This is a genomic window from Streptomyces sp. NEAU-174, from assembly GCF_052665095.1.
On the sequence record NZ_JBQTCE010000015.1, the window covers coordinates 44,328 to 64,128 of the forward strand.

Genomic DNA, 19,801 nt, shown 5'->3' on the forward strand with positions numbered 1-19,801 from the left:
AGGTCCGGGACCGCTCCGGCCCCGGCCGGGGTTCAGATCACGCCGAGGGCGGCCAGTCCGCCCATGCCACCGAGCAGCATGAAGACCGGCATCAGCACCTTCAGCTCGACCCAGCTGCCGGCCCGGAACCGCATCCCCTTCGGCGGACCGATCGGGTACCAGCGCTTGCGGCCGATCGGGATGGGCCACAGGATCGGGCAGCCGGAGACGGTGAGCGCGTCCCCGATGTCGTGGACCAGGGCGCCGAGCACGATCGGCAGGCCCAGCCAGAGGTACTCCTGGCCCGGTGCGCCGAACAGCCAGTCCGAGCCATTGCCGGGCTTGTGCAGCACATCGGCGAGGATCCAGGCGCTGGCCGCCCCGAGCAGCCACACCAGGACATCGCTGGAGACCCGCGCCGCCCGCCACAGCAGACCCTCGACGGCCAGCACCATGTGCACGAAGAGGATGCCCAGCACCGCCCAGCGACCGCCGATCATCGCGAGCGCCGAGGCTCCGGCGCCGATCAGCACCGCCCATACCCAGGTGTGGGTCAGGGTGCGGTGGCCGCCGGAGCGGCGCGGGTCGCCCGCCTTCCTGGTCGACTTGTAGACGGAGTACGAGATCTTGTCGATCACCTCGCACAGAGCCCTCGAGATGGGCCCGAAGGCGCGCGATATGGTCGCCGCCTTGTGGTCGAGGTCGGGGGCGAGCGCCGCTCCCGCGCAGATCAGCGCGCCGGCGACCAGCACCGGCCAGGGCATCGCGTGGTCGGCCGCCGCGGCCGCCGCCCCCACCCCCAGCCAGGCCGCCGCCCCGGACAGCGAATGCGCCGGTCCCATCATGGTCGTACCCCGCCCCTGTTCTTTCCCGCTTCCGAGCGGGAGTTGACTGCTTCGGCCCGGCACAGCCTAGCGGCGGACGATCTTCGCACGTACAGCCGGTTCCCGTCCCGACGGGGAAACCAGGCAGTATAGGTGCGTGACTCTTATCGATCAGCTGCCGAGCGACGCCGACCCCGACGCACTTTTCGAGGCGTTCTCCACCTGGGTCGAGGAGCGGGGCATCTCGCTGTACCCCGCCCAGGAGGAAGCGCTGATCGAGGTGGTGTCCGGGGCGAATGTGATCCTCTCGACCCCCACCGGCTCGGGCAAGAGCCTGGTGGCGGCGGGCGCCCACTTCGCCGCCCTCGCCCGGGACGAGGTCACCTTCTACACCGCGCCGATCAAGGCCCTGGTCTCGGAGAAGTTCTTCGAGCTGTGCAAGCTCTTCGGCACCGAGAACGTCGGGATGCTCACCGGCGACGCGTCGGTCAACGCGGACGCGCCGGTCATCTGCTGTACGGCCGAGGTGCTGGCGTCCATCGCCCTGCGGGACGGCAAGGACGCCGATATCGGCCAGGTGGTGATGGACGAGTTCCACTTCTATGCGGAGCCGGACCGGGGCTGGGCGTGGCAGATCCCGCTGCTGGAGCTGCCGAGGGCGCAGTTCATCCTGATGTCGGCGACGCTCGGTGATGTGAGCCGGTTCGAGGAGGATCTGACCCGGCGCACCGGGCGGCCCACCGCGGTGGTGCGGTCCGCGACCCGGCCGGTGCCGCTGAGCTACGAGTACCGGACGACGCCGCTGACCGAGACGCTGACCGAGCTGCTGGAGACCCGGCAGGCGCCCGTCTACATCGTGCACTTCACCCAGGCGGCGGCGGTCGAGCGGGCCCAGGCGCTGATGAGCATCAATATGTGCTCGCGTGCCGAGAAGGACGAGATCGCCTCGCTGATCGGCAATTTCCGGTTCACCACCAAGTTCGGCCGCAACCTGTCCCGTTACGTCCGGCACGGGATCGGTGTGCACCATGCGGGCATGCTGCCCAAGTACCGGCGGCTGGTGGAGAAGCTGGCGCAGGCCGGGCTGCTCAAGGTCATCTGCGGTACGGACACGCTGGGCGTGGGCGTCAATGTGCCCATCCGCACCGTCCTGTTCACCGCGCTGACCAAGTACGACGGTCAGCGGGTGCGGACGCTGCGGGCCCGGGAGTTCCACCAGATCGCGGGCCGGGCCGGGCGGGCCGGCTTCGACACCGCGGGCTTCGTGGTGGCCCAGGCTCCCGAGCACGTCGTCGAGAACGAGAAGGCGCTCGCGAAGGCCGGGGACGATCCGAAGAAGCGCCGCAAGGTGGTCCGCAAGAAGGCGCCGGAGGGCTTCGTCAACTGGGGCCAGAACACCTTCGAGAAGCTCATCGCCTCCGACCCCGAGCCGCTCACCTCCCGGTTCCGGGTCACCCATGCGATGCTGCTGTCGGTCATCGCCCGTCCAGGCAACGCCTTCGAGGGAATGCGCCGCCTGCTGGAGGACAACCACGAGCCGCGCAAGAACCAGCTGCGGCACATCCGCCGGGCGATCGCGATCTACCGCTCGCTGCTGGACGGCGGGGTGGTCGAGCAGGTGAAGCCCGGGGACACCGGCGGCGAGGACGGGAGCGCCCCGATCGTCCGGCTGACGGTGGACCTCCAGCAGGACTTCGCGCTCAATCAGCCGCTGTCCACCTTCGCGCTGGCCGCCTTCGAGCTGCTGGACCCCGAATCGCCCTCCTACGCCCTGGACATGGTCTCGGTCGTGGAATCGACGCTGGACGACCCCCGGCAGATCCTGGCGGCGCAGCAGAACAAGGCGCGCGGCGAGGCGGTGGCCGCGATGAAGGCGGACGGCGTCGAGTACGAGGAGCGCATGGAGCGGCTCCAGGACATCTCCTACCCCAAGCCGCTGGAGGAGCTGCTCTTCCACGCGTACGGGCTCTACCGCAAGAGCCATCCATGGGTCGGCGACCATCCGCTCTCGCCCAAGTCGGTGATCCGCGACATGTACGAGCGGGCGATGACCTTCACCGAGTTCACCTCGTTCTACGACCTGGCGCGGACCGAGGGCATCGTGCTGCGCTACCTGGCCAGCGCCTTCAAGGCCCTGGACCACACCGTGCCGGACGATCTGAAGTCCGATGACTTCCAGGACATCATCGCCTGGCTCGGCGAGATGGTGCGGCAGGTCGACTCCAGCCTCCTGGACGAGTGGGAGCAGCTGGCCAACCCGGAGGAGGAGTCGGCGGAGGAGGCGCAGGAGCGCGCCGACCAGGTCAGGCCGGTCACCGCCAACGCCCGCGCCTTCCGTGTGCTGGTGCGCAACGCCATGTTCCGCCGGGTGGAGCTGGCCGCGCTGGACAAGGTCGCCGAGCTCGGGGAGATGGACGCCGACTCCGGCTGGGACGAGGACGCCTGGGCCGAGGCGATGGACGAGTACTGGGAGGAGTACGAGGAGCTCGGCACCGGAGCGCAGGCGCGCGGGCCGAAGCTGCTGCGGATCGAGGAGGACCCCGAGCACGGTCTGTGGCGGGTGCGGCAGACCTTCGACGACCCGAACGGCGACCACGACTGGGGCATCTCGGCGGAGGTCGATCTCGCCGCCTCCGACGAGGAGGGCCGGGCGGTGGTCCGGGTCACCGACGTGGGCCAACTGTAGCCTCCTGGACGCGGTCCACGCCGGGGAGCGGCCCGGCCCCCTGAGTGAAGGAGCACCAGCGATGACCAATCCCGCCGAGCGCCTGGTCGATCTGCTCGATCTGGAACGGATCGAGCTGGACATCTTCCGTGGCCGCAGCCCCGATGAGTCGCTACAGCGGGTGTTCGGCGGGCAGGTGGCGGGCCAGGCGCTGGTGGCCGCCGGGCGGACCACCGACGGGCAGCGTCCGGTGCACTCGCTGCACGCGTACTTCCTGCGGCCGGGTCGGCCGGGCGTGCCCATCGTGTACCAGGTGGAGCGGATCCGCGACGGGCGCTCCTTCACCACCCGCCGGGTCGTCGCCATCCAGCAGGGTCGCACGATCTTCAATCTGACGGCCTCCTTTCATTCTCCTGAGCCGGGTATCGAGCAGCAGCTGCCGATGCCGGATGTGCCCGGGCCGGAGGGTCTGCCGACCCTCGCCGACGAGGTCCGCGCCCATCTGGGCACGCTCCCCGAGGCGTTCGCCCGTATGGAGCGCCGGCAGCCCTTCGACATCCGCTATGTGGAGCGGCTGCGCTGGACGGACGAGGAGCTCAAGGGCGCGGAACCGCGCAGCGCCGTATGGATGCGCGCGGTGGGGGCGCTCGGGGACGACCCGCTGGTGCACACCTGTGCGCTCACCTATGCGAGCGACATGATGCTGCTGGACGCGGTGCGGGTGCCGGTCGAGCCGCTCTGGGGCCCACGGGGCTTCGACATGGCCTCGCTGGATCACGCCATGTGGTTCCACCGGCCGTTCCGCACCGATGAGTGGTTTCTCTACGAGCAGGAGTCGCCCGTGGCCACGGGCGGCCGGGGGCTGGCGCGCGGCCGGATCTACGACCGTGCGGGTCGGCTCCTGGTATCCGTGGTGCAAGAGGGGTTGTTCCGCCCGCTGCGGCCCGCCGAAGGCGCCGCGGACGACGGCTGAGCCCCACCGTGGTGGGCCGGGCCGTGGTGTGCCCCGCAGAAATGTGCCGCACGCTGTCTCATCGCCTGCCGATCAGCTTCTGCCACAGGCTCCGCGGGCGGCCTGGAACCGGGGTGCGGTCTCCGAGCGCCGGCTCCGGCCCGGCGCCCGGCCGTGGCGCGGACCGGGCCCGGCGGGCATCGTCCAATGACGAGGCCAGGGCGGCCCGATAGCGCCGGATCTCCCGTGCGTCGTCCGCCGTGACCACCTTGTCGATGACATCCCGGACCGCGCCCGCATCGGGGCGCGTCCGGACGAGTGCGGGGCGGAGTTCCCGCAGATGGGCCCGCTCATAGGGATCGGCCACGGCCGAGGCCAGCTCGACGGAGCCCAGCACCGCGGCCCGCTCCCAGGGGTCCTCGGTCTGGGCGAGCAGCTGGCCGATCCTGCGGCTGCGCCATTTGGCGGCCCGCCAGTCCTCCCCCGCGGCCAATGCGGCGCTCAGACCCGGCGGGGTGCGGCCACTCAGCAACTCCGGCTGCCGGACGGCGAACTCGGTCAGCTCCGACGCCAGATAGAGCCATACGACGGCCCGATAGCGATTGACATAGAACCGGACCGGGGCGAAGAAACCCCCGCGCGCGAGACGGGTCAGCCACCCCTGGGTGATGCCGAGCAGCTCCGCGCTCTCCGCGGTGCCGACCACGCGGAGACGGGCGATGAGCGCTTCCGGGAAGCCCTCGGCGGCGGTCACCCGCCTCAACTCCTCGCACGCCACCCGCCGGCCCAGACCGGTGGTGACGGTGCGCACTTCCCCCAGCTGAACGGCCAGCTCGAACTCCCGCGTGTTGAGCCCCAGCGCCCGGGCCGCCGCGCCGAACCCGACGCTCTCGCCCGATCCGCCCGGCCCCGCAGGCCCGCCAGGGTCTCCCGGCCCGCTCGCCCGTCCCGGTACGCTCGGCTCGCCGAGCCACTCCGGGCTCCACGGCCCCTGGCTCTCCCGCGACTCCTGATCCACCCGCACTGCCATGCGACGTCCTCCCCCGCACTGCCTCAATCACTGACAGTGACGACGATAGCCGCGAAGCAAGAGGTCCGGTCAGGCCTGTGGATAACTTCCGCTCGGCATCAGCTGGGCGCGCCGCTCTCCTGCCTGGCCTCGACTCCCAGGTGCTCCCCCACCCGGTTGACCAGCAGCGCCATCTCGTAGGCGACCTGCCCCACATCCGCGTCCGGCCCGGTGAGCACGCACAGACAGCTGCCGTCCCCCGCCGCCGTGACGAAGAGGACGCCCTCGTCGAACTCGACCATCGTCTGCCGCACCCGGCCGGTCCGGAAGTGATGCCCGGACCCCTTGGCGAGGCTGTGCAGCCCGGACGCCACCGCGGCCAGGTGTTCGGCGTCCTGGCGCACCAGGGTGGAACTCGCCCCCGTCACCAGCCCGTCGTTGGACAGCACCAGCGCGTGCCGTATCTCCGCGATCCGCTCGGTCAGGTCGTCCAGTAACCAGTCGAGCCCCTTGCTCACTGCCATATCGGCTTCCTCCCCGATTCCCCTTCAGCTGCGTGCCAGCCTTTCTCACTGCCGCCGTCTGGGCAACCCGCCCTGCCCGGCACCCCACGCTTGTGCGCTGATTGACGCAGGATGGGGACATGGCACAGAACATGACCAAGGATCAGTGGCAGAAGTTCGTCTCGGAGGGCACCCGCACCGCGAAGCTGGCGACCGTGCGGGCCGACGGAAGTCCGCACCTCGCGCCCGTGTGGTTCCTGCTCGACGGTGACGACCTCGTCTTCAACACAGGTCAGGAGACGGTCAAGGGACGCAACTTGGCCCGGGACGGCCGGCTCACCATCTGCGTGGACGACGACAGGCCGCCGTTCGCCTTCGTCACCCTGCGGGGACGCGCGGAGCTGATCGACGATCTGGGTCAGGTCCGCGACTGGGCCACCCGGATCGCCGCCCGCTACATGGGCGAGGACCGGGCCGAGGAGTACGGCACCCGCAACGGCGTGCCGGGCGAGCTGCTGGTCAGGGTGCGCATCGACAAGGTCCTCGCGCTCTCCGGAGTCGCCGAGTAGCGAGATTCGACCGAAATCCATCCCTTCATGACGCACCCCCGCCCATTCGACGTTTACGGGCGCATGAGGACCTTTATCGCACCGTCCTCCTTGTGCTGGAACATCTCATAGGCGTGGGGTGCCTCCTCCAGCGGCACACGGTGGGTGGCGAACCCGTCGACGCCCAGCGGGTCGTCGTCCGTGAGCAGCGGGAAGATGTCGTCGGCCCAGCGCCGCACGTTCGCCTGGCCCATCCGCAGCTGGATCTGCTTGTCGAACATGGTCATCAGCGGCAGCGGATCGGCCATCCCGCCGTAGACCCCGCTGAGGGAGATCGTTCCGCCGCGCCGCACCAGCGCGATGGCCAGCCGCAGCGCCGCCAGCCGGTCGACCCCGGCCTTCTCCGTGAGCTTGGCGGCCCATTCCCGTGGCAGCAGACCCGTGGCCCGCTGGGCGGTCCGGCCCAGCGGGCTGCCGTGGGCCTCCGTGCCCACCGCGTCGATGACCGCGTCCGGTCCGCGGCCGCCGGTGGTCGAGAGGACGGCCTCGACCAGGTCCTCCTGGCGGGAGAAGTCATTGAGGTCATGGACCTCGACGCCGTCGGCGCGCGCCCGGCGCAGCCGTTCGGGGACGAGGTCCACGCCGATGACCCGGTCGGCCAGCCCCTGGACCTTCGCCACCCGGCAGGCCATGAGCCCGATGGGGCCCAGCCCCAGGACCGCGAGCGTGCCGCCGCGCGGCACCTCCGCGTACTCGACCGCCTGCCATGCCGTGGGCAGGACGTCGGACAGATAGACGAAGCGGTCGTCGTGGACACCTTCGGGCACCTTGATCGGGCCGTACTGGGCCTGCGGCACCCTCAGATACTCCGCCTGGCCGCCGGCCACCGCGCCGTAGAGCTTGGTGTAGCCGAAGAGCTCCGCCCCCATGCCGTGCTCGGCGACCTGAGTGGTCTCGCACTGCGTCGGCAGACCGGAGCGGCACATCCAGCAGTGTCCGCAGGCGATCTGGAACGGGACCACCACGCGGTCGCCGGGCTTGATGTGCGTCACCTCCGGGCCGGTCTCCTCCACGATGCCCATCGGCTCGTGGCCGAGGATGTCGCCGGGGGTCATGAACGGCGTGAGCACCTCGTACAGATGCAGATCGGACCCGCACAGCCCCGTGGTGGTGATCCGGACGATCGCGTCCGTCGGCTCCTTGAGGATGGGATCGGGCACCGTCTCGACCCGCACATCATGTCGGCCCTGCCAGGTCACTGCTCGCATCACCGCATCCCTTCGCCGTAGTCGTCGGAATGATCTTCCGAGGGCCGTTGCGGGTACCCCGGCGCATCCGGCCGAACCGCCGGCGGGACCATGGGCCGCGCCGCCGGTCCACCAGGTCCACGAGCCGGGCCGTCTCCTCGGCGATCGCGGCCGGCTCGGCGCCCGCGGTGCCCAGCACGGCCAGGCACGCGCCGTCGGCCAGCGCCGCGACGAAGAGGGTGCCCGCCGCCATCTCAATCATCGTCCGCCGGGACGGGCCGCCGCGCCCCCGGCGCCCGGCGCTCGCGGCGATGCCGTGGAATCCGGAGGCGACGGCGGCCAGGTGCTCGGCCTCATGGCGGGAGAGCCCACCGGACGCGCTGACGGTCGCCCCGTTCCGGGAGAGCACCACGGCATGGCGTACGCCTGCGGCCCCGGCCACCAGATCGCCCAGGATCCGGTCGAGATCGGCCATGGAGCGTGCGGCGGTGCTGCGCGGCTTGGTCACGGGCGGTCTCCCTCGGTCGGGATGCGCCGCGCCGGGCGGCGCTCCAGCTGTCCCCCCTGGGCCAGGGACGCTAGACCCGGCGGGGGCGCACATTCAGGGCGCGTTTCGGAACCTGTTGAAAATTGACAGAGTCAGATGCCAGAGCGATCGATGAGCGTCCGAATCTGCACTCAAAGCGGGCGTAGGCTGCTTGCTCAGCGCAGCGCAGCGCTTCACCGTCGTATCCAAGGTGTCCCGAGGAGTTTCCGTGCCACATGAGTCCTCCCGTGGAAACAGCGCGGCCGACGTACGGGACTTCTTCACCCCCAGGGCGGCCGACTGGGACCGCCGCTTCCCGGACGACGGCCCCGCGTACGCGGCCGCCGTCGCCGACCTCGGGCTCCGCCCCGGGGACGCGGTACTCGACGCGGGGTGCGGAACGGGGCGTGCGCTGCCCGCGCTGCGCGCCGCGGCCGGCCCCGAGGGGACCGTCCTCGGCGTGGACCTCACGCCCGCCATGCTGGACGCCGCCCTGCGCGAGGGCCGGGACGGCTTCGCGGGCCTCGCCCTCGCCGATGTGGCACGGCTGCCGCTGCGCGACGGCTGCCTCGACGCGGTGTTCGCCGCCGGGCTGATCTCCCATCTCTCCGACCCCCGCGAGAACCTGCGCGAACTGGCCCGGGTGGTGCGCCCCGGCGGGCGACTCGCGCTGTTCCATCCGGTGGGGCGGGCCGCTCTCGCCGCCCGCCACGGCCGCGCTCTCACCCCCGACGACCTGCGGGCGGAGCCTCAGCTGCGGCCGTTGCTTGCGGGCTCCGGATGGCGGCTGGAGTCGTACACCGACGAGGACACACGCTTTCTGGCGCTCGCCGTCCGCGAAGCCGGCTGAGGACCGGTCCGGCCGACCGGCCGCCCCGGTCCGCCCCAGGGTCTCCTCGAAACCACCGCCGCGCGCGAACGGCTCGCCTCGGGCACCGCCGATACATCGATGTCGATGTAGCACGCTCACGAGGTACAGCGGTCATGCGGCACAATGCGGCCATGCTCGAACTCGCCATCCTGGGCTTCCTCCATGACGCCCCGCTGCACGGCTATGAGTTGCGCAAGCGCATCGCCGCGCTGACCGGACATGTGAAACCCGTGGCCGAGTCCACCCTCTACCCGGCGATCAAGCGGCTGGAGAAGGCCGGTCTGCTGGCCCGCCGGACCCAGCCGGGCGCGGGGGCCGCGCCCCGGCACGTGCTCACGCTCACCGCCGACGGGCAGACGGAGCTGCGCCGCCGTCTCGCGCATCCGGCGGACGTCGACATCACCGACGAGAACCGCTGGTTCACCGTGCTGGCGTTCCTGCGCCACCTCGACGACCCGCCGGCTCAGGCGGAGGTGCTGGAGCGCCGGCTGGCCTTTCTGCGGCAGCCGTCGAGCTTCTTCTACGAGGGCGGCCGTCCGTTGCGGGCCGAAGAGGTCGAGGACCCCTTCCGGCGCGGCATTCTCACCATCGCCCGGGCCACCAGCCAGGCCGAACTGTCCTGGCTGCGGCGCACACTGGACACGCTCCGGGCGGCGACCGACGGCTGATGACCGACCGCCTCCCGATGTCTCGACTCCGTGGCTACTGGGTGGTTAAGGTGCGCGACGACGGATCGCTCATCGGATCCGCATGCGCAAGAGGAGGCTGTCGTGCCCGCCACGGAGGAGTCACGCGACGAGGCGCTGTATGTGCTGACCGCGGTACTGCTGACACCCGCTCAATTCCCGAGCGTACTCGGCGACGACTATCCCGAGGCATGTGCCGCGCTCGGGCTGGAGCCGTACGACACCGGCTATGGCCTGGTGCTGGGGCAGGACGGCGGCGGCGCCCGCTGGACGGTGGTCACCGACGATGTGTCGCTCGTGGCCATCGCCATCGCGACCTGGGACTGCGGCATGGAGTACGCCCTGGCCATCGAGGACCGTACGGTGGTCGCCTCGCTTCCCGGCTGGCCGCTCGCGGTGGCCGTGGCCGCCCCGGGCGTACCGGCTCCTCATGATCCCGCGCCCGGCCCCGGGGAAGACGCCTCCCGGGCGCCGCTGTCGCCGCCGGACTCCGAGCGGTGGGGCCCGGCCCAGCGGCGGCTGGGGGCCGATGAGATCGCGCTCCAGTGGGCGATCTGGCGTGAGCAGGTCGACAGCGATGTGACGTTCGTGTCCCCGGGCGAGAAGCCGCACGGGGGTGTGCGGCGGGTGCTCGAAGAGGCGCGCGGCTATCTGGACTCGCCCCCGCCGCTGGGACGGATCCGCTCGGCGTTCGCCTCCGGTGACGCGCGGACGCTCCGGGCCGACGGGCCGGGCTGGAGCATGGTGGCGCGGACCGACGACATCGCGTTCGTGCTGCTGGACGACGCACCGGGCGAGGTGCTGCCGGTCGGCCGCGGCCCCGAGCTGCCGGGGCTGCTGACGGCCCTGGACAAGCTGGCCGTACGGCCGCACTGAGAGCTCGACACCCTGCCCCTCCCGTACAGGATCGCTCAAGGACGCCGTACGGAGTCGGCCAGGAACCCCGACCCGCGTGACCCCGCGCCCTTACGGTCACCGCGGCCCTCTCCGTCCGGGCCCGGACGCCGCACCAGGCCACAGCGCAGCCCCCCGGAGGGCATAGTCGCTCCCCCGGTCGGCCGGGCCCGGAACGGGGTCGCGGGCGGTCCGCGATCGGTACTGCGCGGTCACTCCCGGGTGCGCTCCGCCCGTGGCCCCTGGCCCAGCCGACCGCCTTACGCGGCCGCGCTCGGCGGCCCGGCCGCTTCAGCGGCCCAGCTGCTTACGGGTGACCCTGTTCAGCCTGCGGCGCTGGGAGGGGTCCAGCAGCAGATAGGCCGCCGCCGGCACTCCCACCATCACCAGCAGCGCCGCCCAGAGGGGCAACACCCAGAGCAGGATCACACCTGCCACCACACCACCGGTGGCCACCTTCGCGCGTGTGGACATGTCACCCGCCTCCTTCGCGGCCCATAGCCGCACTCACTCCACACAACGGACACCGACGGCACCCGGTTCCTCCCCGCGCCGTGATCCTGTACCCTCGGGCGGCCCGGGCTCGACTAGTCAAATTTGAGGAACGCTCAGCGCTGTGACACCACCCTCCGCGGCAACACCCTCCGACATCGCCGAACTCTCCCGCTGCACCGCCGTTTTCCTTCCCGGTGACCCGGCACGCACCGGCCGGATGGCCTTCTGGCGGCCGGACGGCGCGCCTGCTTCCGGCCCCGCCACCGACTCCGCCATCGGCTCCGCCGAGGAGCTGACGGTCGTCGTCCCGGTGGACGGCGCCGATGACAGCCCCCATGACGACCCGACCCACCCCGACCCCACCGGCCCCACCGGCCTCGACGTCCGGACGCGCACCGTAAGGGCGCTCGTGCTGCCCCTGGGCGAGGCACTGCCGGTGCTCACCCGGGCCCGGGCGCGGGCCGCGCAGGCCGGTCCGGGGCAGTGCGACCCCGCCACGGCCTTCTGGGGCGCCGCTGCCGTACTCGCCCTCCAACTCGCGGCCCGCGGAAGGCTGCTGCCCGGGCTCAGCGCCACCGACCACGACGCCTGGCGCGTCGGCCCGCTCACCCCCGACGATCTGGCGCGGGTGCGCGAGCTGGCCGCCGCCATGCCGCCCACCGCGCACGCGACGCCGCTGCCCGTCTCCGGCCCGGTGCTGCTGCCCGAGCCCGAGCGGCATCTGCGGGCGTTCCTGGACGCGGTGGCGGACGGGCTGCCGCGCTCGCCCGCGGCGGCGCTGGCCGCGGGCGGCCCCGCCTTCGCCGCCCCGGCACCCCGGCGGCTGCCCGAACAGCGTGCCTGGGCCGCCGACGTGGCCGCCGGGCACGACGCGGGGGTGCGGCTCTCGGTCCGTATCGAGCTGCTGCACGGCGTCGGTGGGAACGGTAAGGCGGACGGGCCGCACTTCCGCGCCGTCCTCCAGCTGCACAGCCTCACCGATCCGGCGCTGGTCGCGGACGCCGCCGAGGTCTGGGCGGGCACCTCGCCCATCACCCCGGCCCTCGGTCCGCGCGCCCGTATGGACGCCCTGCTGACCCTGCGGCGCGCGGCCCGCGCCTGGGCGCCGCTCACCCCGCTGCTGTCGGCGGCCGTGCCCGACGCACTCGACCTCGCCGACGAGGAGGTCACCGAGCTGCTCGGTCCGGCTGCCGGGGCGCTGGACGCCGCCGGGGTCCAGGTGCACTGGCCCAGGGAGCTGGCCCGCGGGCTCACCGCCCGCGCCGTCATCGGCCCGGACGGCGACGACGAGGCTCAGGACGACGCCGGGCCCCGGTTCCCCGCCTTCCTCTCCGCCGACGCGCTGCTGCGGTTCAGCTGGCGGTTCGCCGTGGGCGACCAGGAGCTCACCCGCGCCGAGCTCGACGCCCTCGCCGAGGCCAGCCGGCCGGTGGTACGGCTGCGCGACCAATGGGTCCTCCTCGACCCCGAGGCGGCGCGCCGCGTCCGGGACCGGCAGGACCGCAAGCTCACCCCCGCCGACGCCCTCGGTGCCGTCCTTACCGGTCGCACGGAGGCCGACGGCGCCGATGTGGAGGTGCGGGCCACCGGCTGGTTTGAGGCCCTGCGGGACCACCTCGCCGACCCCGAGGGGACCGCCGGTGCCCGGCGGGCGTCCGTGTCCCAGCCCTCCGCCCTGGCCGCCACACTGCGCGACTACCAGCTGCGCGGCCTTGACTGGCTGGTCCGGATGACCTCGATCGGCCTCGGCGGCTGTCTCGCCGACGACATGGGGCTCGGCAAGACCATCACGCTGATCGCCCTCCATCTGCACCGTATGGACATCCCCGAAGCCTCCGGGCCCACGCTGGTGGTCTGCCCCACCTCGCTGATGGGCAACTGGCGGCGCGAGATCGAGCGGTTCGCGCCGGGCACCCCGGTGCGCCGCTACCACGGCTCCGCGCGCAGCCTGGACGGCCTTGACGCCGGCGAGTTCGTCCTCACCACCTATGGCACGATGCGGCTCGACGCCCAGCGGCTGGCCGAGGCCGGGCCGTGGGGCATGGTGGTCGCGGACGAGGCGCAGCATGTGAAGAACCCGTTCTCGGCGACGGCGCGGCAGCTGCGCACCATCGGCGCGAAGGCCCGCGTGGCGCTCTCCGGGACACCCATCGAGAACAACCTCTCCGAGCTGTGGGCGATCCTCGACTGGACGACGCCGGGCGTGCTGGGCACCCATGGCGCGTTCCGCAGGCGCTACGCCCAGGCCGTGGAGAGCGGAAGCGACCCCGAGGCCGCCGCGCGGCTGGCGAAACTGGTCCGCCCCTTCCTGCTCAGGCGCCGCAAGTCCGACCCCGGTATCGCCCCCGAGCTGCCGCCCAAGACCGAGACGGACCGGGCCGTCGCGCTCACCAAGGAGCAGGCCGGGCTCTACGAGGCGGTGGTGCGCGAGATCCTCGCCGAGATCTCCGGCACCGGCGGCCTCGTCCGGCGCGGGCTCATCGTCAAGCTCCTCACCGGTCTGAAGCAGATCTGCAATCACCCCGCGCAGTATCTGAAGGAGGACCGGCCGGTGGTCCCCGGGCGCTCCGGCAAGCTGGAGCTGCTCGACGAGCTGCTGGACACCATCCTGGCCGAGGGCGCGAGCGTCCTGGTCTTCACCCAGTACGTCCAGATGGCGCGCATCCTCGAGGGCCACCTGGCCGCGCGCGGGGTGCCAACCCAGTTGCTGCACGGCGGTACGCCGGTGGCGCGGCGCGAGGAGATGGTGCGGCGCTTCCAGGACGGCGAGGTCCCGGTGTTCCTGCTGTCGCTGAAGGCGGCGGGCACGGGGCTCAACCTCACCCGGGCCGGGCATGTCGTGCACTACGACCGCTGGTGGAACCCGGCCGTCGAGGCGCAGGCCACCGACCGCGCGTACCGCATCGGCCAGACCCAGCCGGTGCAGGTCCACCGCATCATCGCGGAGGGGACCGTGGAGGACCGCATCGCCGCGATGCTGACGCGCAAGCGGGAGCTGGCGGACGCCGTGCTCGGCTCCGGCGAGGGCGCGCTGACCGAACTGACCGACTCCGAGCTGGCGGAGCTCGTGGAGCTGAGGGGGACCGAACGATGAGCGGTACCGAGTCCGAGCGCACCTTCGCCGCACTGCCGCCCGCCCGTGGCCGCGGCTTCGCCCGCACCTGGTGGGGGCAGGCGTGGCTGAAGGCCCTGGAGGACACGGCGCTGGACGGCGAGCAGCTGAAGCGCGGCCGGAAGCAGGCGCGCGAGGGAGCGGTCGGCGCGGTCTGCGTACGCCCCGGCCGGGTCACCGCCGTGGTGCGGGACCGCGACCGCACCCCTTACCGGTCCGATGTACTGCTGCGGGAGTTCACCGGCGCGGAGTGGGACCGGCTGCTGGAGGTGGTCGCGGACCGCTCCGGCCATATCGCCGCCCTGCTGGACCGCGACATGCCTCCGCAGCTGGCCGAGGACGCGGCGGCCGTGGGCGTCGAACTGCTGCCGGGGATAGGCGATCTGGAGCCGGAGTGCGGCTGCGAGGCGTGGGACCACTGCCCGCACACCGCGGCGCTGTGCTACCAGCTCGCCCGGCTGCTGGACGAGGATCCGTATGTGCTGCTCCTGATGCGCGGGCGCGGGGAGCGGGAGCTGCTGGACGAGCTCCAGGTGCGCAGCGCGGCGCGGGCCGCCCGGCACCTTCCACGGGCGGCGGAGGACGCCGCTCCGCCGGCTCCGGAGGGCGTACCGGCCCGGGAGGCGTTCGCCGCCCCCGGTCCGCCCCCGCTGCCCGCGCCCCCGCCCGCGGTCGCCGTGCCCGGCCGTCCTCCGGCGCTGGCGGGCGGCACGGACCCGGCCGAGGGGCTGGACGTGGCCGCGCTGGAGTTCCTGGCGGCGGACGCCGCCGTACGCGCCCAGCGGCTGCTGGCCGAGACGCTCGCACCCGGCCACGCCACCGCCCCGGTCCCGGCCGCGCTGACGGTGTGGGAGGACACGGTGCGGCTGACCGCCGCCGGTCCCCCGGCCCCGATCGCCGCCCGGCTCGCGGCGGGCTGCGGGCGCGACCGCGCCGATCTGGCGCGGGCCGTCCGCGCCTGGGAGCACGGCGGGGCCGCCGCGCTCACCGTGCTGGAGGAGGAGTGGACGCCGGACGCGGAGGCCCTCGCTCGGGCCCGCGCCCAGCTCGCGACCGCCTGGGAGGGGGACGAGCGGGCGCCCCGGCTGCGCGCCGTGGCGAACCGCTGGACGGTGGTGGGCGCCGAACTCCAGGTGCGCTACGGACACGACGGCCGCTGGTGGCCGTACCGCAAGGAGCGCGGCCGCTGGTGGCCCGCGGGCCCGGCCGGACACGACCCGGCGGCGGCGCTGGCCATGCCCGGCTCCGACGGCTGACGCGGCGGCGCACGGCCGGTGGCGGCGTCCCCTCCGCCATCGGCCTCGGGTCAGGGCCAGGAGGATCGCCCCATCCCGAGGGCGCGGCGGTGTCCGCGGACGAGACGACGGGAAGGTTCAGTCGGCCCGAAGAGACCCACGCGGGCCGAAGGACCGGCCAGGCCGACGGCGGCGGGGCGGCAACCTTTGGGTGGGCCGTGGAGACCGTAAGGCGTCAACCCCCTCGGCACGCCTCCACGGGACGGAGTCACCGACCATGACCCTCAGTCCACGGCGCCCCCGGCGGCGCCGCCCCGCTCCGCTCATCGGGTCCCTGGCCCTGGCCACCGGCGTCGGGCTCGCAGTCGCCCCGGCCCACGCCGGCACGCCCACGGCCGCGGCGGCCACCCTCGTGGTGGCCAAGGACGGCAGCGGCGCCTACACCACCGTTCAGGCGGCCGTCGACGCGGTGCCGGCGAACAACCCGTCCGCCGTCACCATCTCCGTCAAGCCCGGTACGTACCGCGAGACGGTGAAGGTGCCCGCCAACAAGCCGCATATCAGGCTGGTGGGGACCACGAGCAGCAAGAACGACGTGACGATCGTCTACAACAACGCCTCCGGCACCCCCAAGCCCGGCGGAGGCACCTACGGCACCAGCGGCAGCGCGACCGTGGCCGTCGAGGCCGACGACTTCCAGGCCCGCAACCTCCAGTTCGTCAACGACTTCAACGAGGGCAACACCAGCATCACCGACAAGCAGGCGGTCGCGCTGCGCACCGCCGGCGACCGGATCGTCCTGGACAACATCGGCGCGCTCGGGGACCAGGACACCCTGCTGCTGGACTCGGCGGGCAAGGACAAGGTCGGCCGGGTGTACGTCAACAACGCCTGGATCCAGGGGAATGTCGACTTCGTCTTCGGCCGGGCCTCCGCCGTGATCAACAAGTCGGCGATCCGGCTCGTCAAGCGCTACGACGGCAGCTCCGGCGGCTATGTCGCGGCGCCCTCGACGGCGGCCGGGAGGAAGGGCTTCCTGTTCGTCAACAGCAACATCACCGGGGATGTCAGCTCTCGGTCGTTCTATCTCGGCCGTCCCTGGCACGCGGGTGGCGACGCCAGCCTCGATCCGCAGGCGATCGTTCGCAATACGGATCTGTCAGCGGGGATCAAGACCACACCGTGGACGGACATGAGCGGCTTCTCCTGGAAGGACGACCGTTTCTCGGAGTACAAGAACACCGGCGCCGGTTCCGGTGCGGCGAGCACGGACCGTCCGCAGCTGACCGACGCCCAGGCCGCGGACTACGAGATCGCCGACTGGCTCGGCGGCTGGCAGCCGTCGTCCTGAGCCTGAGCGGTCGGCTGCCGGAGTCCTGAGCCGGTGAGAGCCCCGACCGCCGGTCCCGTCGGGGGGCGGGACCGGCGGCCGGACACGCCCGGCCGGACGCCGTCAGCCGGACGTGGTCAGCCGGGCCCGGTCAGCCGCGCGCCGCCAGCAGATGGTCCATGGCCAGCTGGTCGAGGCGCTCGAAGGCCATACCGCGCTCGGCGGCCGCCTCGACGTCGAAGTCCTCGAAGGCGGTGCGGTCCGCCAGCAGCGCCGCCGGGGTCTCGCCCTCGTCGAGGGTCGGCAGGCCCAGCTGGTCCAGGCGCGAGGCGCGCAGCGCCTCCTGGACCTCGGGGTCGGCGCGGAAGGCGGCCGCGCGCTCCTTGAGGATGAGGTAGTTGCGCATGCAGCCCGCCGCCGAGGCCCAGACGCCCGAGATGTCCTCGGTGCGCGGGGGCTTGAAGTCGAAGTGGCGCGGCCCCTCGTAGCCACCGGTCTCCAGCAGGTCCACGAGCCAGAAGGCGGCCCGCAGATCGCCCGCGCCGAACCGCAGATCCTGGTCGTACTTGATGCCGTTCTGGCCGTTGAGGTCGATGTGGAAGAGCTTGCCCGCCCACAGCGCCTGCGCGATGCCGTGCGGGAAGTTCAGCCCGGCCATCTGCTCGTGGCCGACCTCCGGGTTGACCCCGTACAGCTCGGGCCGCTCCAGCCGCTCGATGAAGGCCAGGGCGTGGCCGACGGTGGGCAGCAGGATGTCGCCGCGCGGCTCGTTGGGCTTGGGCTCGATGGCGAAGCGCAGATCGTAGCCCTGCTCGGTGACATACGCGCCGAGCAGGTCGAACGCCTCCTTCATCCGGTCGAGCGCGGCGCGCACGTCCTTGGCGCCGCCGGACTCGGCGCCCTCGCGGCCGCCCCAGGCCACATAGGTCTTCGCGCCCAGCTCGGCGGCGAGGTCGATGTTGCGCATGGTCTTGCGCAGCGCGTAGCGGCGCACATCGCGGTCGTTGGCGGTGAAGGCGCCGTCCTTGAAGACCGGATGGGTGAAGAGGTTGGTGGTCGCCATGGGCACCGTCATCCCGGTGGCGTCCAGGGCCTGCCGGAAGCGCTTGACATGCGATTCGCGCTCGGTCTCCGAGGCCCCGAAGGGGATGAGGTCGTCGTCGTGGAAGGTGACGCCGTACGCGCCGAGTTCGGCGAGCCGGGTCACGGACTCCACGGGGTCGAGCGCCGGGCGGGTGGCGTCCCCGAACGGGTCCCGGCCCTGCCAGCCGACCGTCCACAGTCCGAAGGTGAACCTGTCCTCGGGGGTGGGGTTGTAGCTCATCACGGCTCCCTCGCCTATTTCGTCATGGCGCTTTACAAATTAGTATGCGCGAGCATTCCGGGGAAGCCCCGTACAGTCCGCACACCGCACGACCCATGAACGCAAGGGAGAGCGCGAGATGGCAGCAGCAGCCGTGCCCGTGCCGCAAGGACCGCTCGTCGTCGGCGTGGACAGCTCCACGCAGTCGACCAAGGCGCTCGTCGTCGACTCCGCGACCGGTGCGGTCGTCGCCAGAGGGCAGGCCCCGCACACCGTCGGCGGCGGCAGCGACGGCACCGGTAAGGAGTCCGTCCCCGAGCAGTGGTGGGAGGCGCTCACCGAGGCGCTGCGCCAGTGCGGGACCCCGGCCCGGGAGGCGGCCGCGGTCTCCGTGGGCGGCCAGCAGCACGGCCTGGTCACGCTGGACGCCTCGGGCCGCTCGGTACGGCCCGCCCTGCTGTGGAACGATGTGCGCTCCGCGCCGCAGCGCGACCGGCTCATCGAGGAGCTGGGCGGCCCCAAGACCTGGGCGGAGCGGATCGGCAGCGTGCCCCCGACGTCGTTCACCGTCACCAAGTGGGCCTGGCTCATGGAGAACGAGCCGGAGGCGGCCCGCGCCACCGCCGCCGTCCGGCTCCCCCACGACTACCTCACCGAGCGGCTCACCGGCTACGGCACCACCGACCGGGGCGACGCCTCGGGCACCGGCTGGTGGGCCTCGGGCACCGATTCCTACGACGAGGAGATCCTGGACCTGGTCGGGCTCTCCCCCGAACTGCTGCCGCGCGTGCTGCGCCACGGCGAGGCCGCCGGGACCGTGCGGGAGCTGCCCGATCTCCCGCTGCCCACCGGCGCCCTGGTGGCCACCGGCACGGGCGACAACATGGCGGCCGCCCTGGGGCTCGGCCTGCGCCCGGGACAGCCGGTGCTGAGCCTGGGCACCTCCGGCACCGTCTACGCGGTCTCGGTGCACCGGCCCGCCGACCCCACCGGGGTGGTCGCCGGCTTCGCCGACACGCGTGACGCGTGGCTGCCGCTGGCGTGCACGCTCAACTGCACGCTCGCGGTCGACCGGATCGCGGCGCTGCTGGGCCGCGACCGGGAGGCGGTGGAGCCGGGCGGCTCGGCCGTGCTGCTGCCGTTCCTCGACGGTGAGCGCACCCCCAACCTGCCGCACGCCTCCGGGCTGCTGCACGGTCTGCACCACGACACCACACCGGGCCAGGTGCTCCAGGCCGCCTACGACGGCGCCGTCTTCGCCCTGCTCACCGCGCTGGACCAGGTGCTGGACGAGGACGCGTCGCCCGACGCCCCGCTGCTGCTCATCGGCGGCGGCGCCAAGGGCACGGCGTGGCGGGAGACGGTCCGGCGGCTGAGCGGACGCCCGGTCCAGGTGCCCCGGGCCGAGGAGCTGGTCGCCCTCGGGGCCGCCGCCCAGGCCGCGGGGTTGGTGCTGGGCGAGGACCCGGCGGCGGTGGCCCGGCGCTGGTCGACCGCCGAGGGGCCGTCCTACGATCCGGTGCCCCGCGACGAGGCGGCGCTGGAGCGGCTCTCCCGGGTGCTGGCGGACGCGGACGGGCTGCTGCGCCACGCGTGAGCGCCGCCCAACGCGTGAGCGCCGC

16 protein-coding genes and 1 pseudogene are annotated in these 19,801 nt (G+C 72.7%); 10 read left to right on the plus strand and 7 right to left on the minus strand.

Annotation, left to right across the window (positions count from 1 at the left end; genetic code table 11):
• Positions 1-32: 32 nt before the first annotated feature.
• The gene (locus tag ACT2CW_RS35950; RefSeq protein ID WP_138910549.1) at positions 33-824 is read right to left on the minus strand and encodes a metal-dependent hydrolase; all 792 of its coding nucleotides are present in this window, start codon (positions 822-824) and stop codon (positions 33-35) included.
• 136 nt (positions 825-960) lie between these two features.
• On the opposite strand from ACT2CW_RS35950, the gene ACT2CW_RS35955 reads away from it, so the two are divergent.
• Together ACT2CW_RS35955 and ACT2CW_RS35960 are read left to right on the plus strand one after the other, a co-directional pair.
• Positions 961-3,489, plus strand: coding sequence for a DEAD/DEAH box helicase (locus ACT2CW_RS35955; protein ID WP_445519578.1), 2,529 nt, complete (start codon positions 961-963; stop codon positions 3,487-3,489).
• A gap of 61 nt (positions 3,490-3,550) precedes the next feature.
• Positions 3,551-4,441, plus strand: coding sequence for an acyl-CoA thioesterase (locus ACT2CW_RS35960; protein ID WP_086885040.1), 891 nt, complete (start codon positions 3,551-3,553; stop codon positions 4,439-4,441).
• A gap of 58 nt (positions 4,442-4,499) precedes the next feature.
• Here ACT2CW_RS35960 and ACT2CW_RS35965 read toward each other — a convergent pair whose 3' ends face one another.
• A complete protein-coding gene (locus ACT2CW_RS35965) occupies positions 4,500-5,450 on the minus strand; it encodes a DUF6397 family protein (protein WP_445519579.1) in 951 nt (316 codons plus the stop codon).
• 98 nt (positions 5,451-5,548) lie between these two features.
• Positions 5,549-5,953 (minus strand): roadblock/LC7 domain-containing protein, encoded by a 405-nt coding sequence (locus ACT2CW_RS35970; protein WP_413803121.1) that lies wholly within the window; start codon positions 5,951-5,953, stop codon positions 5,549-5,551.
• Positions 5,954-6,072: 119 nt separating this feature from the next.
• Between ACT2CW_RS35970 and ACT2CW_RS35975 the strand changes: the two genes are divergently transcribed.
• Entirely contained in the window at positions 6,073-6,501 is a 429-nt protein-coding gene (locus ACT2CW_RS35975; protein ID WP_445519580.1) for a PPOX class F420-dependent oxidoreductase, read from the plus strand.
• 53 nt (positions 6,502-6,554) lie between these two features.
• On the opposite strand, the gene ACT2CW_RS35980 is transcribed toward ACT2CW_RS35975, so the two are convergent.
• Both ACT2CW_RS35980 and ACT2CW_RS35985 read right to left on the minus strand, forming a co-directional pair.
• Positions 6,555-7,748, minus strand: a complete 1,194-nt coding sequence (locus ACT2CW_RS35980; protein WP_182473494.1) for a zinc-dependent alcohol dehydrogenase — start codon at positions 7,746-7,748, stop codon at positions 6,555-6,557.
• Positions 7,717-8,235, minus strand: a complete 519-nt coding sequence (locus ACT2CW_RS35985; protein WP_445519581.1) for a roadblock/LC7 domain-containing protein — start codon at positions 8,233-8,235, stop codon at positions 7,717-7,719. The genes ACT2CW_RS35980 and ACT2CW_RS35985 overlap by 32 nt, the downstream gene beginning before the upstream one ends.
• Positions 8,236-8,482: 247 nt before the next feature.
• Between ACT2CW_RS35985 and ACT2CW_RS35990 the strand changes: the two genes are divergently transcribed.
• The 3 genes from ACT2CW_RS35990 to ACT2CW_RS36000 all read left to right on the plus strand — a co-directional run bounded on the left by ACT2CW_RS35990 (position 8,483) and on the right by ACT2CW_RS36000 (position 10,686).
• A complete protein-coding gene (locus tag ACT2CW_RS35990) occupies positions 8,483-9,103 on the plus strand; it encodes a class I SAM-dependent methyltransferase (protein ID WP_432046116.1) in 621 nt (206 codons plus the stop codon).
• A 152-nt stretch (positions 9,104-9,255) separates the two neighbouring features.
• Positions 9,256-9,792: a PadR family transcriptional regulator gene (locus tag ACT2CW_RS35995; RefSeq protein ID WP_445519694.1), complete on the plus strand. Its 537-nt coding sequence runs from the start codon at positions 9,256-9,258 to the stop codon at positions 9,790-9,792.
• Between the two features lie 102 nt (positions 9,793-9,894).
• Positions 9,895-10,686, plus strand: coding sequence for a hypothetical protein (locus ACT2CW_RS36000; protein ID WP_138910557.1), 792 nt, complete (start codon positions 9,895-9,897; stop codon positions 10,684-10,686).
• Positions 10,687-10,995: 309 nt separating this feature from the next.
• On the opposite strand, the gene ACT2CW_RS36005 is transcribed toward ACT2CW_RS36000, so the two are convergent.
• Entirely contained in the window at positions 10,996-11,178 is a 183-nt protein-coding gene (locus tag ACT2CW_RS36005) for a hypothetical protein (protein ID WP_164424915.1), read from the minus strand.
• A 142-nt stretch (positions 11,179-11,320) separates the two neighbouring features.
• Between ACT2CW_RS36005 and ACT2CW_RS36010 the strand changes: the two genes are divergently transcribed.
• The 3 genes and pseudogenes from ACT2CW_RS36010 to ACT2CW_RS36020 form a co-directional block, all read left to right on the plus strand.
• Entirely contained in the window at positions 11,321-14,293 is a 2,973-nt protein-coding gene (locus tag ACT2CW_RS36010) for a DEAD/DEAH box helicase (RefSeq protein WP_445519582.1), read from the plus strand.
• On the plus strand, positions 14,290-15,567 hold the full coding sequence (locus ACT2CW_RS36015; protein ID WP_445519583.1) for an SWIM zinc finger family protein: 1,278 nt from the start codon (positions 14,290-14,292) through the stop codon (positions 15,565-15,567). Before ACT2CW_RS36010 ends, ACT2CW_RS36015 begins: the two co-directional genes overlap by 4 nt.
• Before the next feature lie 319 nt (positions 15,568-15,886).
• Positions 15,887-16,897: pseudogene (locus ACT2CW_RS36020) on the plus strand (pectinesterase family protein); the annotation flags it as partial.
• Between the two features lie 130 nt (positions 16,898-17,027).
• Here ACT2CW_RS36020 and xylA read toward each other — a convergent pair.
• Positions 17,028-18,200, minus strand: a complete 1,173-nt coding sequence (gene xylA / locus ACT2CW_RS36025; RefSeq protein ID WP_445519584.1) for a xylose isomerase — start codon at positions 18,198-18,200, stop codon at positions 17,028-17,030.
• A 118-nt stretch (positions 18,201-18,318) separates the two neighbouring features.
• Here xylA and xylB point away from each other — a divergent pair, with 118 nt between their 5' ends.
• Positions 18,319-19,776, plus strand: coding sequence for a xylulokinase (gene xylB, locus ACT2CW_RS36030; protein WP_445519585.1), 1,458 nt, complete (start codon positions 18,319-18,321; stop codon positions 19,774-19,776).
• The last annotated feature ends 25 nt before the right edge of the window (positions 19,777-19,801 follow it).

What these genes read in the sequence shown, in the direction of transcription:
- ACT2CW_RS35950 (WP_138910549.1), bottom strand. Translation starts at nt 824, where the DNA reads ATGATGGGACCGGCGCATTCGCTGTCCGGGGCGGCGGCCTGGCTGGGG.
- ACT2CW_RS35960 (WP_086885040.1), top strand. Translation starts at nt 3,551, where the DNA reads ATGACCAATCCCGCCGAGCGCCTGGTCGATCTGCTCGATCTGGAACGG.
- ACT2CW_RS35965 (WP_445519579.1), bottom strand. Translation starts at nt 5,450, where the DNA reads ATGGCAGTGCGGGTGGATCAGGAGTCGCGGGAGAGCCAGGGGCCGTGG.
- ACT2CW_RS35970 (WP_413803121.1), bottom strand. Translation starts at nt 5,953, where the DNA reads ATGGCAGTGAGCAAGGGGCTCGACTGGTTACTGGACGACCTGACCGAG.
- ACT2CW_RS35975 (WP_445519580.1), top strand. Translation starts at nt 6,073, where the DNA reads ATGGCACAGAACATGACCAAGGATCAGTGGCAGAAGTTCGTCTCGGAG.
- ACT2CW_RS35980 (WP_182473494.1), bottom strand. Translation starts at nt 7,748, where the DNA reads ATGCGAGCAGTGACCTGGCAGGGCCGACATGATGTGCGGGTCGAGACG.
- ACT2CW_RS35995 (WP_445519694.1), top strand. Translation starts at nt 9,256, where the DNA reads ATGCTCGAACTCGCCATCCTGGGCTTCCTCCATGACGCCCCGCTGCAC.
- ACT2CW_RS36005 (WP_164424915.1), bottom strand. Translation starts at nt 11,178, where the DNA reads ATGTCCACACGCGCGAAGGTGGCCACCGGTGGTGTGGTGGCAGGTGTG.
- ACT2CW_RS36015 (WP_445519583.1), top strand. Translation starts at nt 14,290, where the DNA reads ATGAGCGGTACCGAGTCCGAGCGCACCTTCGCCGCACTGCCGCCCGCC.
- xylA (WP_445519584.1), bottom strand. Translation starts at nt 18,200, where the DNA reads ATGAGCTACAACCCCACCCCCGAGGACAGGTTCACCTTCGGACTGTGG.
- xylB (WP_445519585.1), top strand. Translation starts at nt 18,319, where the DNA reads ATGGCAGCAGCAGCCGTGCCCGTGCCGCAAGGACCGCTCGTCGTCGGC.